This is a genomic window from Agrilactobacillus fermenti (assembly GCF_047943045.1).
Taxonomy (GTDB): domain Bacteria; phylum Bacillota; class Bacilli; order Lactobacillales; family Lactobacillaceae; genus Agrilactobacillus; species Agrilactobacillus fermenti.
The window spans coordinates 189940-204868 of record NZ_CP181347.1; the positions used below are offsets into that span (position 1 = coordinate 189940).

14 protein-coding genes are annotated in these 14929 nt (G+C 41.8%); 10 read left to right on the forward strand and 4 right to left on the reverse strand.

Translation table 11 applies throughout. The annotated features are described in order from the left end of the window. Positions 1-3 precede the first annotated feature (3 nt). The 8 genes from ACNAN0_RS00905 to ACNAN0_RS00940 all read left to right on the forward strand — a co-directional run bounded on the left by ACNAN0_RS00905 (position 4) and on the right by ACNAN0_RS00940 (position 9074). Positions 4-1425 (forward strand): ABC transporter ATP-binding protein, encoded by a 1422-nt coding sequence (locus ACNAN0_RS00905; RefSeq protein WP_416353582.1) that lies wholly within the window; start codon positions 4-6, stop codon positions 1423-1425. Next, positions 1422-2087, forward strand: a complete 666-nt coding sequence (locus ACNAN0_RS00910; protein ID WP_230912876.1) for an energy-coupling factor transporter transmembrane component T family protein — start codon at positions 1422-1424, stop codon at positions 2085-2087. The genes ACNAN0_RS00905 and ACNAN0_RS00910 overlap by 4 nt, the downstream gene beginning before the upstream one ends. A 97-nt stretch (positions 2088-2184) precedes the next feature. Next, positions 2185-3087, forward strand: coding sequence for a phosphogluconate dehydrogenase (NAD(+)-dependent, decarboxylating) (gene gnd / locus ACNAN0_RS00915; RefSeq protein ID WP_230912877.1), 903 nt, complete (start codon positions 2185-2187; stop codon positions 3085-3087). Positions 3088-3383: 296 nt separating this feature from the next. Next, entirely contained in the window at positions 3384-4016 is a 633-nt protein-coding gene (locus ACNAN0_RS00920; protein ID WP_416354212.1) for a hypothetical protein, read from the forward strand. 371 nt (positions 4017-4387) lie between these two features. After that, the gene (locus ACNAN0_RS00925; protein WP_416353583.1) at positions 4388-7165 is read left to right on the forward strand and encodes a cation-translocating P-type ATPase; all 2778 of its coding nucleotides are present in this window, start codon (positions 4388-4390) and stop codon (positions 7163-7165) included. A 109-nt stretch (positions 7166-7274) separates the two neighbouring features. Continuing rightward, on the forward strand, positions 7275-8237 hold the full coding sequence (locus tag ACNAN0_RS00930) for a D-2-hydroxyacid dehydrogenase (protein WP_416353584.1): 963 nt from the start codon (positions 7275-7277) through the stop codon (positions 8235-8237). Positions 8238-8448: 211 nt separating this feature from the next. Next, entirely contained in the window at positions 8449-8703 is a 255-nt protein-coding gene (locus ACNAN0_RS00935) for a hypothetical protein (protein WP_230914649.1), read from the forward strand. After that, positions 8700-9074 (forward strand): type II toxin-antitoxin system PemK/MazF family toxin, encoded by a 375-nt coding sequence (locus ACNAN0_RS00940; RefSeq protein ID WP_230914648.1) that lies wholly within the window; start codon positions 8700-8702, stop codon positions 9072-9074. The genes ACNAN0_RS00935 and ACNAN0_RS00940 overlap by 4 nt, the downstream gene beginning before the upstream one ends. A gap of 73 nt (positions 9075-9147) precedes the next feature. Here the strand turns inward: ACNAN0_RS00940 and ACNAN0_RS00945 are convergent, their stop codons facing one another. Genes ACNAN0_RS00945 through ACNAN0_RS00955 form a run of 3 tightly spaced genes read right to left on the reverse strand, consistent with a single transcriptional unit; the run spans position 9148 to position 11852 of the window. Then, positions 9148-9342 (reverse strand): hypothetical protein, encoded by a 195-nt coding sequence (locus ACNAN0_RS00945; RefSeq protein ID WP_416353585.1) that lies wholly within the window; start codon positions 9340-9342, stop codon positions 9148-9150. Beyond that, positions 9335-10381 carry a cytochrome d ubiquinol oxidase subunit II gene (cydB, locus tag ACNAN0_RS00950; RefSeq protein ID WP_416353586.1) on the reverse strand — a complete coding sequence of 349 codons (1047 nt, stop codon included), beginning with the start codon at positions 10379-10381 and terminating at the stop codon, positions 9335-9337. The genes ACNAN0_RS00945 and cydB overlap by 8 nt, the downstream gene beginning before the upstream one ends. After that, on the reverse strand, positions 10374-11852 hold the full coding sequence (locus tag ACNAN0_RS00955; protein ID WP_416353587.1) for a cytochrome ubiquinol oxidase subunit I: 1479 nt from the start codon (positions 11850-11852) through the stop codon (positions 10374-10376). The genes cydB and ACNAN0_RS00955 overlap by 8 nt, the downstream gene beginning before the upstream one ends. A 208-nt stretch (positions 11853-12060) precedes the next feature. Between ACNAN0_RS00955 and ACNAN0_RS00960 the strand changes: the two genes are divergently transcribed. Next, the gene (locus ACNAN0_RS00960) at positions 12061-13002 is read left to right on the forward strand and encodes a Dyp-type peroxidase (RefSeq protein ID WP_416353588.1); all 942 of its coding nucleotides are present in this window, start codon (positions 12061-12063) and stop codon (positions 13000-13002) included. Positions 13003-13156: 154 nt separating this feature from the next. Here the strand turns inward: ACNAN0_RS00960 and ACNAN0_RS00965 are convergent, their stop codons facing one another. Beyond that, the gene (locus ACNAN0_RS00965) at positions 13157-13966 is read right to left on the reverse strand and encodes a hypothetical protein (protein ID WP_416353589.1); all 810 of its coding nucleotides are present in this window, start codon (positions 13964-13966) and stop codon (positions 13157-13159) included. Between the two features lie 739 nt (positions 13967-14705). On the opposite strand from ACNAN0_RS00965, the gene ACNAN0_RS00970 reads away from it, so the two are divergent. Next, a complete protein-coding gene (locus ACNAN0_RS00970; protein ID WP_230914642.1) occupies positions 14706-14918 on the forward strand; it encodes a hypothetical protein in 213 nt (70 codons plus the stop codon). The last annotated feature ends 11 nt before the right edge of the window (positions 14919-14929 follow it).

A 14929-nucleotide genomic window follows, 5' to 3' on the forward strand; every position in this document is an offset into this window, starting at 1 on the left:
CTCATGGCTTTTTTAACCATTGATCACTTAAGTTTTACGTATACCACACCAGAAGCAGCTACTTTACAAGATGTTCAGTTGAATTTTCAACGGGGGACACTCAATCTGTTGACAGGTGCTTCGGGGTCGGGGAAATCAACCCTCTTAAAAATTATAGCTGGGCTGTATCCTAAACACGCTGGCCAGTTATTGAGCGGTCAGATTTTGGTCCATGGTCAGCCAGTAACTTTGCCAGATGCATCTTTAGTAGCCTTGATGTTTCAAAATCCAGATAATCAATTTGTTATGGATACCGTGTATGAAGAATTGATTTTCACTTTAGAAAATCTACAAATTGATCCTGCAGAATTTGATGATAAAGTGACAGCAGCGCTTGATTTTGTAGGTATTAGTGCGTTGCGTAAGCGCCATTTGGCAACTTTATCTGGTGGGGAGAAACAAAAAGTAGCTTTGGCGATTATTGTTGCGATGGATAGTCAAATTATTTTATTAGATGAGCCCTTTGCAAGTATTGACCCTCAGGCCCGAGCAGATATTTTAGCCAAATTAATATTGTTAAAATCGGAACAGCACAAAACGATTATCATCGCAGATCATGATTTAAGCGACTATCAAGGTCGAATCGATCAGTTGTTGTATGACGATCAACATACACATCAGGTCAAAGCTGCCAATGAAGCACAACAGGCAGCATTATTTCGGCCTTTTCTTCGGAAAATCAAATCATCTGATTATCCGTTGCCAGCAATGGGTCAAGAGCCAGCCATCGTCAACTTAGATCATGTAGCCATCAAGCAGTTTGCGCGCGAGATCTTAAATCAACCACAATTAGATTTTTTTGCAAATAAAGTGACGTTGATCACGGGACCCAATGGTATTGGTAAGTCGACATTGTTCAATGCATTGGTCAAATTGAAGTCATGCCAGGGCACGATCAGCTATGCTGGTAGAGATATCAAACGGATCCATCAACGCCAATATTCTCGAGATATCGGCTTAGTATTTCAAAACGCCGATCGACAATTTATTGCCGTGACGGTAAATGAAGAATTAGAAGCGTCACAAAAACATAGTCTATTACCACAAATCTATACGCCAGAAAAAGTGGCTGCTTTATTTGCACAATTGGGTCTAGAAGGGTTAGAAGAACGTATCGTGTACTCTCTGAGTGAAGGCCAAAAGAAACGGTTACAAGTTTTGTTAATGTTGATCATGGGGACACCAGTTCTGTTGTTAGATGAACCTTTCAAAGGTTTAGATCTTGAATCCATGCAACATTTAATCGACTTACTACAACAAACAGCAGCCGAGCAGCAACGGACGATCATTTTGATCAGCCATCAGTTGCAAGGCTTAACGAAGTTCGTGGATTATCATTTAACCTTTGAGCAGCAGCACTTGCAATATGTGGGGGTGGCCCAATGAATCCAAGTTTTAAATTTATTGTAGCAATCATTTTAGCGTTAGAAATTTCTTTTACGAACAATTATTGGGTTAATTTGATTCTAATTTTAGGTAGCTTGCTTTATATCGTGCGTCAGAAAGTCCCTCTGCGAAAAATCGTTTGGTTGTTCATTGTGCCCCTTTTACCTGCAGTAGGCTTAACCGTTTCGATGATATTGAAAGCTGATCAGAACTTTGCGTTTGTATTTAATTTATTTACGCGCTTATATGCATTCATTTTTATTGGGTCCGCAGCGACTTTGACTACAGAGATATATGATTTAATTTTGTCATTACAGCAGAATCTGCACTTACCAACGAAGTTTGCTTATGGTTTCTTAGCCGCTTTCAATCTATTCCCAAAAGTAAAGCATGAGGTACAGGTCATTAAAACAGCCAGTATGATGCGAGGCATTACATTGCGTCTCTGGTCGCCACAGCTCTATTTCAAAGCGATTTTATCAGCCTTTAGTTGGTCTGAGAACCTAGCTGAAGCTATGGTTTCCCATGGTTTTACTGAAGACCAAACTAGGACTTATGCACGGACAATTCCATTGACACGGCGTGATTGGCTGCTTAGTGGCGGTATTTTGCTTAGTATTCAATTGTTATTAGTGGGGACGCCGTATATCATTAATTTCTAATGAAGCCTAATTATTTGCATATTCATAACCCGCTCGATATAATCGTTAAAGCAAGCGTGTGTATGCGTTTAACCTTGGATAGAGAAGGAGTTTGACTATGCAACTTGGAATGGTTGGATTAGGTAAAATGGGATTAAATTTGGTCAAAAATATGTTACGTCATGACCATGAAGTTGTGGGGTTTGACCTAAATGAAGCAAACGTTACAGCAGCTAAGGCGGCTGGCGCTAAGGGTGCAAGCTCTTTGGCAGATATGGTCGATCAATTAGATAGTCCTAAAACAGTCTGGGTCATGGTACCTGCTGGTGGCCCGACTGATAGTACACTAAGCCAGTTAGTTGATTTGCTGTCAGCAGGTGATTATTTGATTGATGGTGGGAATTCTTTTTATAAAGATTCCATTCGTCATAGCGAATTAGCAGCTGGCAAAGGGATCAATTTCTTTGATAGTGGGACTTCTGGTGGTCAAAATGGGGCCTTAAATGCTGGTAACTTTATGATTGGCGGTCCTAGTGCAGAAGCTTTTGAGCATTTGAAACCATTGTATGAGGATATTTCTGAAAAAGATGGTTATTTATATACTGGTCGGCCTGGATCCGGACATTACTTGAAGATGGTGCATAATGGCATCGAATATGGGATGATGGAAGCCATCGCTGAAGGTTTTGAAGTATTACAAAATGGGCAATTCGATTATGACAATGAGGCGGTAGCCAAAGTTTGGAGTCACGGATCAGTGATTCGTAGTTGGCTGATGGAATTAGCTGAAGAAGCTTTTGCTAAAGATGCCAACCTTGATGAAATCTCTGGGCGGATGCATTCTTCCGGTGAAGGTAAGTGGACTTTAGAAGAAGCTTTGAATCAACAAACACCGACACCTGTAATGGCTGCTGCTTTAATGAACCGTTATCGTTCCATGCAAGACGATACCTTTACTGGTAAAGTTGTTGCGGCCTTGCGTCATGGCTTTGGCGGTCATGAAGTAGATAAAGCCAAGTAATTATTTATTGAACTGATCAGTTATATGAGATAGGAAGCACATAAGACAAAACAGCAATGTTAGTCTTGTGGACTTCCTATTTTTTGTTGCTAATAAAGTTAAATTAGTGCAGACAGCTGTGCAATCTAGTTGGCGGGCGGCGCGAATAATGCTTAGTCGTCTAGGCACAGTACTTTTCGGTTCAGGGGAATTGAACTAAGCACCATTAAGATATTTCCGTTATAATAAAAAGTAATTTATTTTTTGGGGATGAGTTTATTAAAGGAAACGCGTTAACAACCCGTATTTTTGCATTGATCATTGGTCTAGTGGTCAATGCTTTTGGTAATGGGTTATGTGTTGTTGCTGGTGTGGGATCTGGATTATGGACAGCAGCGGCTGTTAATTTAAATGCATTAAGTGGTCTGAGTGTCGGGGGCTTTTTATTTATCTTTGGCATGTTTAATACGATCACAAATCAGTTTTTGATTCGGCGCGTTGATATTCCGCGTTTTATTGGTGAAGTTGTTTTCGTGCTGTTTTTTAGTTATTTCGTGAACATATTTGTTAATATTTTCACTTTTTTTGGCATTAATACTTGGCCCTGGTTGATTCGGGCAGTGTTATCCGTTTTAGGCGTGGTCATTTTTTGCATTGCGATTTCAATTTATCAACGGGCAAATATTTTTATGCATCCGAATGATGATACGACGAATATTTTACGGTTTATGTATTTGCGGGGGAACGCTACTAAATCACAATTACTTGATTTTATTCCGCCAATTACCATAATTATCGTTTGCGTGATTTTAACACGGCAAATTTATGCCATTAATATAGCGACCGTTTTTTCTTTTTTGTTTAATGGTACGTTGATTGAACATGCTGATCAGTGGGTTATGCCTAAGTTGGTACATAATTTTAAGATCAAAACAGGTGAATCTGATTAAATTTAGATATAATTATTTTGTTCGGATGACAATAAGTTTTTTATATGATAAAATTAATTTATAGTAATTGCTACTATCTAAATATTTAATTATGATGAGTGCGAGACACAAGGCGCTCAGCACCTGGGCACTAACAAGAATTGCGAAAAATGGGGGGCTTTCCATTTGAGCCATTCGTAGTTAGGTGAGGGTGTTGTTTTTTGGAACACGGTTAAAATTTAATTGTTCGCAAACAAATAGCGGCTAAAAACAAAACGTTAGTTTTGTCCCAGCCGCCTTTTTAGACTAAAGCGTACTTTGAGAATTCTAGTAGATATTTAGAACCCAAAACGTGGCGAAGTTGTAGAAATCCATTTGAAGAGGTGATGTGTATGAAATATTTTGACAAGTCGACGAAAGAAGTTTTACACCATTTGAAAGTTGAGCGTACTGAAGGCCTAAGTACGAAAGCAGCCAAACGGCGATTAGAAAAGGTTGGACCAAATCAATTAAGACAAGCTGAACCAGTCTCTAAGGTCAAACTGTTCTTTTCAAGCTTTAAGGAACCAATCATTATTGTATTAATGGTTGCAATTGTTTTGGCCTTGTTGAGTGCCTTATATGATTTTAGAGTAACTCAAGATTATAATCATGGGATGGCAGCTATCTATGAGGCGATCGCCATCATGATCCTGATCTTCGTGAATGCTTTTATTAGTTTCTATCAAGCGAATAGTGCTCAAAAGTCACTCGACGCCTTACAAGAAATGGCCCATCATCACATTCATACGTTGCGGGACGGCAATTGGGAAGATTTGGATACGAGTAAGCTTGTGCCTGGCGATATTATTAGCGTTAAAATGGGCGATTTCATTGAAGGCGATGTGCGCTGGCTCAAAGTTTCTGAACTGCAGGTTAATGAATCCCACCTGACTGGTGAAGCAGATGGTATCAGTAAAGCAACCGATGTATTGGCATCAGATACAGACCTAGGTGATCGAACCAATATGGGATTTTCCGGTTCCACCGTGGTCAATGGTAGTGGTATCGGCGTTGTTGTTGCCACCGGTATGCAAACGGAACTGGGTAAGATCGCGGATCTATTGCAAGGTGAAAAGCAGCAAAAAACGCCGATCGAACGTAATGTTAACGCCTTGACTAAAAAGCTGATGTACGTAGCGGGTGCCATCGTACTCTTTACGATCTTGTTTGATATTGGCAAGGAGTTTTTCCGAACCGGGACGATCAATATTGGTAAATTGCCGGAAATTCTTTCAGGTGCAATTGCCCTAGCAGTTGCTTCGATTCCTGATGCTATGCCGGTGGTCTTATCCATTGTTCTGACGATCGGCGCCACGATTTTAGCCCGTAATAATGGCTTGATCAAAAATTTGAGTAGTGTGGAAACTTTAGGTGCGACTTCTTATATTGCTTCGGATAAAACCGGGACTTTGACTAAAAATCAAATGACGGTAACCCGTTTTTGGGCGAATAATGCCACGTTCCAAGTCGAGGGTAATGGCTACGAACCACTGGGGGATATTATTCCAGTAACCAATGATGCCGATTATCGGGCCTTTCTAGAAGCAGCGGTTTTAGATAATGAAGCCGAGATCATGCGTGATGAAGATCAGAAGTGGCAGCCTTATGGTAACCCAACAGATGTGTCCTTGGTCGTTTTGGCTGCTAAAGCAGGCATCACGCGTAGTGACCTTTTAGAAAAAAATGATGATCGCGACATTGATGTGGTTCGGGTACTGCCTTTTGACAGTACGCGTAAGATGATGAGTGTCGTGATCCAAGAACAGGACCGCTACTTTGTGATCACTAAAGGGGCGCCTGATGTGATCTTAGCTAAATCTGAAAAGATCCAACTAGATGATGAATACCGTGATATTGCGCGTTATCGTAAAAAGGTAGACAGTAAAGTTCTAGAATTTGCCAATAATGCGCTGCGAACTTTGGCAGTGAGTAAGCGTGAAGTTGATGCACAAACCGCCCACAAGGCAACTGTTGCCGAACTAGAACAACAACTGACCTTCTTAGGTATCGCTGGTATCATTGATCCGCCAAGAGAAGAGGTACAAGACTCAGTTGAAATTTTACATGATGCTGGGGTACAGGTCGTGATGATTACTGGCGATCATGCAGCCACGGCACGAGCAATTGCTTATCAATTAGGTATTGTTGATGATAAACATGCGAGTGTGATCGAAGGTAAAGAAATTGAAGCCATGACCAACGATGAGCTTTTTGAGGAAGTCCAGCAGACCTACGTTTATGCCCGGGTCTCACCAGAACATAAGCAGCGTATTATCAAGCAGCTGCAACGCCATGGTGAAGTTGTCGCTATGACAGGGGATGGTATCAACGATGCACCGGCGTTACGGGCAGCAGATATCGGTGTAGCGATGGGCATTAATGGCACCGAAGTAACCAAAGATGCAGCCGATTTAGTCTTATTAGATGATAAATTCACGACGATTGAAAAATCGGTGCAGGCCGGTCGCCGTATTTTTGCCAATATTCGTAATTTTATTCGCCAAGAGCTCATCACGAACGTGGCCGAAGTACTTGCTTTGGTATTGAGTGTTGTCCTGATCTCCGCGCCAATTGGTAATATTCAAGAGACGACGCCAACCCTGACCGCACTCATGGTTTTATGGGTCAATATGATCAGTGATTCGCTGCCTTCTTTTGCCCTAGGCTTTGATGAACCAGAGGCTGATCTGATGCGACAAAAACCACGGAATACCAAGGCTTCGATTTTAGATGGCATGTTAGTCCGAATCTTTATTCGCGGGGCCGTCATGGGGATCATGGTCTTCTTAGCGTTCGTTTGGGCGGCACGTAATGGTATGGGTATTCCTGAAGCACAGACGATTGCTTTTCTGACGCTGGTCTTTGGGCAACTGTGGCATGTCTTTGATGCCCGGACAGAAAACACACTATTTTCACGACCGCCATTCGAAAATGGCCGCTTAAATTTGGCCGTTGCTTTTGCGGCAGTCAGCTCGATTTTTGTCACACTACTGCCGTTTTTCAACAACGTTATGGGAACGGCACCACTCTCAATGAATTTATATTTAGCCGTCATCTTCTTACCAGCTATCCCAACTTTCCTCCTATCAGGAATAAAAGTTATCTTTAAGATTAAAAATGCCTTATAATAGCACCTAGGCAAGTAACCATTGAGACACGATAAACGTGACACACTGGCCTTACTTTCCAGATAAAATACAAGTAGATTTTGAAGCTACTGAGAAATGGTGGTAAAGAATGAAGATTGTGGTTTTAGATGGACATGCTTTGAATCCCGGTGACTTAAGCTGGTCTGGTTTGGAAGCATTAGGTGACGTAACGGTTTATGATCGTACCGATAACGCCGATCAAGCAGAAATCTTGCAGCGAATCGGTACTGCTGAGATCGTTCTGGTCAACAAGACACCATTAGATGCTGCTGTGATCCAACAAGCGCCAAATTTACAGTATATTGGGGTCCTCGCTACCGGGTATAACGTCGTGGATGTGGCTGCTGCTCAAGCTGCCAATATTCCCGTGACCAATATTCCCACTTATGGTACTGAAACGATCGCCCAATATGCTTTCGCGCTATTATTGGAGATCACCAGTCAAGTTGGACTGCATAGTCAAGCAGTGCATGACGGTGAGTGGGCTCAGAGTCCAGATTTTACTTTTTGGAAGAAGCCATTGATCGAGCTGATGGGTAAGACGATCGGTTTGATTGGGTATGGGCGCATTGCTGCCGCTACGGCTAAAATTGCGCATGCATTTGGGATGCGTGTCATTTTTTATAACCATAAGCCGAAAACAGTCTCTGAACCTTGGCTAACGCAAGTAGAGCTGACAACGCTGTATCATGAAGCTGATATTATCAGTTTACACGTACCGCAAACGCCAGAAACAACCAAAATGATTGATGCTGTCGCCATTGCACAGATGAAATCTGGGGTTATCCTGATCAATACGGCTAGAGGTGGCTTACTGGATGAACCTGTAGTTGCCCAAGCTCTGAATGACGGTAAAATCTATGCGGCTGGGTTGGACGTGGTGGCTGAAGAACCGATCCGTGCCGATAATCCTTTATTAACAGCTAAAAATACCTTTATTACACCACATGTTGCCTGGGCACCAACTGAGACCCGAGCACGTCTGTTGAGTATTGGGTTCGATAATGTGAAACAATTCTTGGCCGGCCATTTGCAACATAACGTTTGGTGAAAACGTCTGTTAAAATAATCAAAATTAGTCTAATTAAAAAGGCTGAGCCGTAATTTGGCTCAGTCTTTTTAATATGCTCTATAAAGGCGTTATTGCTACAAATCCTGATGAATTAGACTTGCTGATACATTCATAATGTATATACATATGTATTTACATACTTTTGATTTTAGGATATACTTAGGCTGAAATAAAAATGAGGTGATTTTAAGTGAGTAAATTGGTGACGTTAAGAAAGTCTGGCAATAGTCTTGTATTAACAGTGCCATCCGACTTAAAAGATCGTGTGGGTAGTAAGTACAAAGTTGAAAATCGGCCAGATGGCTCGATTGTTTATCAGCCCGTTGAGAAACAAAATATTTTTGATGATCCTGATTGGTTACAATATGACTTTCAAAAAGATTTGGTAGACGACCCTGAATTACAACCGCTTGATCCAATTGGGAAGGAACGGTTAGAAGAGTGAGACTACCACAACAAAAAGATATCGTTATTATAGATGCAGAGCCACACTCAGGTAAGGAATATGGTGGACACGCGCTTAAAAGTGGTAATATCAGAAGACACATGGTAGTTATGAGTTCAAATAGCTATACAAGAGCAACTGGCATGATTTTGGCAATGCCGATTACCACATCGGATAGGTATGTGAATAACCCGCATTATTTACCTATCTTAGTAAGTGGCGGTCGTAAGGATGGGGTTAAAGGTTATATTGCACTATGGCAATTACAGAATTTTGATTTTGTTTCACGGCATGGGGAAATTGTGAATCAAATTAGCGATAAAGCCTATAAAAGCCTGTTACCTTATGTAAAAGATATGTTGGGGTTGTAAATTTACGGATATGTTGAATAAAAAACGTCAGCTTACAGTTCATCACTGTGCTGACGTTTTTTATTAGATAATTTTAATTCCGCCCATAACCTTTCACAGTTGCTCGAATGGCAAAGGCTAAGATGATGCCATCAAAGGCGAATAGAATAACGGAGCCCCAGAAATGCCCGACAAGAGGTACCCAAACCAGGGGCCAGAAGAGTTGGTAAAGCCAAACAAAGAAGACCAGCAATCCCCAAAAGATATTCCAACTTATTTTTTTAGCCATGTTCAGTCACCTCTAATTGGTAATCCATTGCCGAAGCAGGCGTATTGTAGTAGTGGTTGATCAGATGATAGGCGTAAGCTTGAACAATAATCATGATTGGGGCGGAGAAGCCTAGCAGCCAAGCCACCCAAAGTTGGGACTCGCGACCGCTGGCGGCACTGATTGCGTTGATCGTGGTTGCTGGATTCACGCCGACAATCAAATTTGGAAAAACACCAATGAAGAGACTTAGAATAAAACTACCCATCATTACGGCTGCCAGCCAAAAAGCTGTTTTAGCGTGGAAATTATGAATGGCCCAAGTTTGAACAATGGTCGCAACGGCTGCAAGCAGCAATAAGAAAGTTACAGCAGCGGGATGGTTGGCAAAAAAGTGTGTTTTCATCGGTAACAGAATCAATACGAGTAGGAAGAAAGGATAAACTAGAAAATTGGTAATACGCGCATAATGCATTAATTTTGTAGCCAAATTTACAGGCACTTTTTTTATGACTCGAGCTAGACCAATATCTAGGCTTAAAATAACAGCCATCAAGCCGCCTACCAACGAGAATGGCGTTACAATATCAAAGAAGCTGGCATACACAAACCCATTTTTAATCGGGACCCCGCTAAAACTTGAGGTAAAGATCAAGCCAATCAGAAATGGCGGCACGAGACTGCCAAAGAAGAGGCCCCAATCCCAGAAACGGTTCATTGCCTTGGCATGCCACTGGTTGCGGTAGTCAAAAGCAACGCCACGGAAAATAAAGAAAAATAAAACGAGTAAGAAAACGAGATAGTAGCCGGAAGCAAGCGCGCTGTACCAGCCTGGGAAAGCAGCGAACATTGTTGCCAACGCAACAACAAGCCAAGCTTCGTTGCCACCCCAAACTGGTCCAGAAACTTTGACAATAGCATTACGTTGTTGGGCATCGTTATTAGCAAATAAAGTTGCCACACCAGCGCCAAAGTCGGCACCATTGAGTACAAAGAATAAGACGAGTTCGATGGCGATCACAGCCAATAAGATGACTTGTAAGTTTGTCAACTCAAGCATGATGGAAGGCCTCCTTTGAGAACGGATCTACAGTAACGGCTTCATCAGCGTAGTCACCTGTCAGTTCTGGCAGGCCCTGCTTCAAAGCGCGATGAGAGAGTGTGATCATTGATGTGATCAAGAAAATATCTGCAAGGGCAAATAGCGTGATCGACGTTGCTACTTGAGCCACTGTCAGGCTTGGAGAAACACTGTCATATTGTGTTAAAACGCCATAAACGACAAACGGATAGCGGCCGACTTCAGCGACGACCCAGCCAGATGTTGTGGTCAAATATGGGAACCACATGATGATACCCAGTGTTCTTAAAGTCTTTTTGTGCGCTTCAATCCCCTTATTCTTGCGATGGAGCATAATCGTAGCTAGCATCGTGAAGATAATGAAGAAGTAGCCCGCATAGACCATCCAGCGTAACGTCCAGTAGAGCAAGTGAACGGGTGGATAGTACTGCATTTGGCCGTCATAGGACTTGGCAATTTTGGCATCAAATTTAGCATGGTAAGCTTTAGCAATGGTGTTCATACCAGGAACCATGCCAGTGAACTGGCCGCCAGCAAAGTAGCTGCCCATTTTTGGAATATCGATAGATTTAACAGTTCGATTTTTTTCATTAATTAAAGCGGCGGCTGCCCATGGTGCCCCTGTTGTGGCAGAACCAGCGTTATCATAGCGCGCTTCAATGGCACTGAACTTCATCGGCTGTAACGCTGCTGTAGCGGCACCTTGATCATCACCTTGCAGCGGCTGTACGATTGCAGCGGGTAATGCAATCAATAAGCCAATTTGAACAGCGGCTTTAAAGGCTTTAGTATCGCGTTTGTGGAGGATCTGCCAAGCGGAAATACCGGCAGTAACTAGACCGCCAAGAATCAGTACTGCAAACAAAACGTGCAGGACTTCTGGTCGGTACTGAGGATTTTGTAATAAGGAGATCAGACTATTCAACCGTGCTCGATTGCCCTCCATGTGGTAGCCATAAGGGTTTTGCATGAAGGCGTTGATACTGATGATCCAAACAATTGAGAACATCGATGCAATCAATAGAGCCACACCGAACCAAGCGTGAACGCGTTTATTGAGTTTGCCCCAAGTGAAACGCCACATACCAATTAAAGTAGATTCGATAAAAAAGGCGATCATACTTTCGATTGCTAGTGGTACGCCAGCAATATCACCCATCATCTTGGTAAAAGCTGACCAATTCATACCAAACTGTAATTCCATGATTAGGCCGGTAACGACACCTGTAGCGAAACTAAAGAAGAAAATTCGACTGAAGAATAAGGTCAATCGGCCCCATTTTTCAGTATCATGATGACCATAAGCATAAAGCATCTCAAAAATTAGCGTTGCTAACAGCAAACCGATTGAGGTTGGGACAAACAAAAAGTGAACAATGGCGGTCATTGCGAATTGAATACGTGACAAAGTTGTGACTGCTAACGAGGTAGCCCCAAAGACAAGACTCATTTTTTTCACCCCAATTCAACAAACCCAAGCGTAACTTACTAATTATTTCAAAGTCATTTTACGGCCAGCTAGGTTAAAAGGCAAAGAAAAAGATTATAAATATATAATTTGTTTTGTTAGTTTGGTATTCATGTTTTTAAGTCGTCAAATGCCAGTATTTTAGCAACTTATGCTACAATCAGCGTGTAATCATTGGAGGGGATAAGTTATGCCAATTAGTATCGGTGAAGCACAAGATGTCTATAAAGATGCCGGCGAAAATATCGATTTTACAGTGTTATCATTTAAACGGGAGAATTTAGCCGCGGAAAAAGCGGCTTTTCAAGAATTAGCTGCCAGGATACCTGCTATTACGCGAAGCATGCGCATCCGTTATCCTAAAAGTGTCTTAGCGATAGCTTTTGGCATCAGCGCTTCAGGCTGGCGTTATTTATTTCCAGATGTGAAAAAGCCGAAAGAATTGCGTGAATTCCGCGGTGTTGAAGGCCCTAAATATACAGCACCAGGGACACCGGGCGATTTATTTTTCCATGTCCGAGCCGGTGAGCAAGCAGTTGTTTATGAAGTGATGGCGCAAATTATGACTTTTATTAAAGACGAGACAACAGTAGAAGATGAGACCCATGGCTTTCGTTATTTTGAAGGTCGGGCAATCATTGGGTTCATTGATGGCACAGAAAACCCTGATTTCCATGAAGCTGCCGACTATGCTTTGATTGGTGATGAAGATCCAGCTTATATCAATGGTTCTTATGCATTCGCTCAAAAATATTTACACAATATGGCTGCTTGGCAGGCATTAACAACTGAGCAGCAGGAAGCAGCAATCGGACGCAAGAAGTTCTCTGATTTAGAATTGGATGATGCCGCTAAAGCACCGAATGCCCATAATGTGGCTTCTCAGGATAATAAAGATGGTATCGAACACAAGATCATCCGCATGAACGTGCCATTTTCTGAACCAGCTACTGAACAGACGGGCACTTACTTTATTGGCTATGCGCGGCATTTTAATGTGACCTTAAGGATGTTAAATAATATGTTTGAAAAAAGTGATCGGCTTTTGGACTTTAGTACGCCAATCACCGGCGCCGAATTTTTCATCCCGTCGTTGCCAGTATTAGCTAAAATGGCAGAAGGGACGCTCTAGTTTAGCGCGTGCGAATTATCGGGTAGGTTGGTGAGAAAACTGATGATTTGAACGTCTTTAAGTCAAATCTGGCATAATTAAAAAGGTATAATTGCGTAAAGCCCCTATAAATTGCAAGGCGTTAGCGTAGTACTCAGGTACAAAATTACTGCCACTAGGAAATAATTTTTAAATGCAGCTTATGACTGATTTCTCGCTGTATGCCTTTCAAGTCTTTGAAATATCCGGGATTTATATCACTTTGCTGGCGCATTTGTGGATTACGAGAGCGCATCGTTCTTTTGACCAAGTTAACATCCCACTGCAAACGGTCTGGTTGTGCTACCACATATGCGGTCGTCAATCTCGCCTTGTGAATGGCAGCTTGATATTCTTGAGAACCGTTTTTATATGGGAGGCGGCGCACACCAATAACAATCGTATCACCAATACTTGGCATAAATTGGTCTGTTCTCTGAGTTAATACCATGTCACTTGGTGCCAAGCCAGACGGTTTTCTTTCAGCAGCAAAATACTGGCTAAATTGTGTAAATGTCATATATCCACCTGAGTAGACAACGTTAATTTTTGATTTGGGTTTTATGCCCTTACCGGAAAGCACAGCGCCGACACGCATGGTTACTTGCGTCCTGGGTTGTAGCATAGAAACTGTTATTGGCGTCGCTTGTACAACACGTGCAAGAATAAAATAAATCCCTTGCTGATTAGCTATTTCCAAGTTCTTTGGTACTAATGCAACGTATGAACTCTGATCTTCATATTGAAACGTAGGCACATTACGATATTGATTAGCCGCTTGACGTTTATTCGACGCAATAGTCTTTCGATCTGCTTTTTGCAGATAGGTGATTGGCGAAAACTGGTGATTTGTTGTCGTAGTCTTCTTTTTTCCACTGCACCCCCCTATCGCTATTAGAATAATCAAGCTAAATAGGGCAACACCCATTTTTCGCGTTTGGTTCATTCTCCATTCTCCATTCTCCTACTCTCTCTTTACGGTGGATCCGTTTGATTGCTGTCCCGGTTCATAAGCAAGTGGCTGAGACAAAACTAACGTTTTGTTTTCAGCCACTTGTTAATTACGAATATTTATTGCTTAAACGTGTTCCAAAAGGCAACGCCCTCACTCAACGACGAATGACTCAAATGGAAAGGCCACCATTTCTCGTAATTCTTGTTGGTGCTCAGGCGCTGGGCGCCTTTTGTCTCACTCTCATTACAAAACAAACACTTTTTAGAATCTGCTTATAAATATTTGTTTCAAAAAGTAGCTGCAGGCTCTACGCATTTATTTAGACATACCTTTTGTTAAATCAGCAGCATTATAAATTCCTTAACGTGTAGAGAATAGCGATGCTAATGCCTATTGTGAAATACAAAATCGCTGATCTCAAACTATGTACGATCAATGAACTAATAATCACTGGTGAAAAAAGCAGCGTGTTGCACAGCATACGTTGCCATAAGGAAACACTAGCATACCAATAACAGAAGTGTTGATATTTTTGCCGTATTTTTGTCATATCACACCACACAATCTTACTAATAATCGGTTGATACCATTTCCAATTTATCATAGCGCTAAGTAGGTCGCTACCCAGTGCATACATTGTTCAAATTAAATTTGAAGTTTAGTCATAAATTGGGCACATAATTCGATTTTTGTTCAAACTAGATCTTAGTTTTGAAGGGTGGTCTAAGTGATGGCTTCAAAGCGTGTGATCATTCAGATGCGACACTATTTCATATATGGGTTACCAATTGCAGGTCTATTGATAACATTGATCTTAATTGGCTATTTTGTGGGGATTGAAGGCTATTCCGGCTGGCGCGTTTGGCTATACTGTGCATTACCATTGATCATCAATCTACTAATAGCCTTGCCTGTTTGGTTATATTTTAAGCATAAAAAGTAGCATTAGAGCTG

Coding starts and splice junctions, on each gene's coding strand:
- ACNAN0_RS00905 (WP_416353582.1), top strand. CDS start 4: ATGGCTTTTTTAACCATTGATCACTTAAGTTTTACGTATACCACACCA.
- ACNAN0_RS00910 (WP_230912876.1), top strand. CDS start 1,422: ATGAATCCAAGTTTTAAATTTATTGTAGCAATCATTTTAGCGTTAGAA.
- gnd (WP_230912877.1), top strand. CDS start 2,185: ATGCAACTTGGAATGGTTGGATTAGGTAAAATGGGATTAAATTTGGTC.
- ACNAN0_RS00925 (WP_416353583.1), top strand. CDS start 4,388: ATGAAATATTTTGACAAGTCGACGAAAGAAGTTTTACACCATTTGAAA.
- ACNAN0_RS00930 (WP_416353584.1), top strand. CDS start 7,275: ATGAAGATTGTGGTTTTAGATGGACATGCTTTGAATCCCGGTGACTTA.
- ACNAN0_RS00945 (WP_416353585.1), bottom strand. CDS start 9,342: ATGGCTAAAAAAATAAGTTGGAATATCTTTTGGGGATTGCTGGTCTTC.
- cydB (WP_416353586.1), bottom strand. CDS start 10,381: ATGCTTGAGTTGACAAACTTACAAGTCATCTTATTGGCTGTGATCGCC.
- ACNAN0_RS00955 (WP_416353587.1), bottom strand. CDS start 11,852: ATGAGTCTTGTCTTTGGGGCTACCTCGTTAGCAGTCACAACTTTGTCA.
- ACNAN0_RS00960 (WP_416353588.1), top strand. CDS start 12,061: ATGCCAATTAGTATCGGTGAAGCACAAGATGTCTATAAAGATGCCGGC.
- ACNAN0_RS00965 (WP_416353589.1), bottom strand. CDS start 13,966: ATGAACCAAACGCGAAAAATGGGTGTTGCCCTATTTAGCTTGATTATT.
- ACNAN0_RS00970 (WP_230914642.1), top strand. CDS start 14,706: ATGGCTTCAAAGCGTGTGATCATTCAGATGCGACACTATTTCATATAT.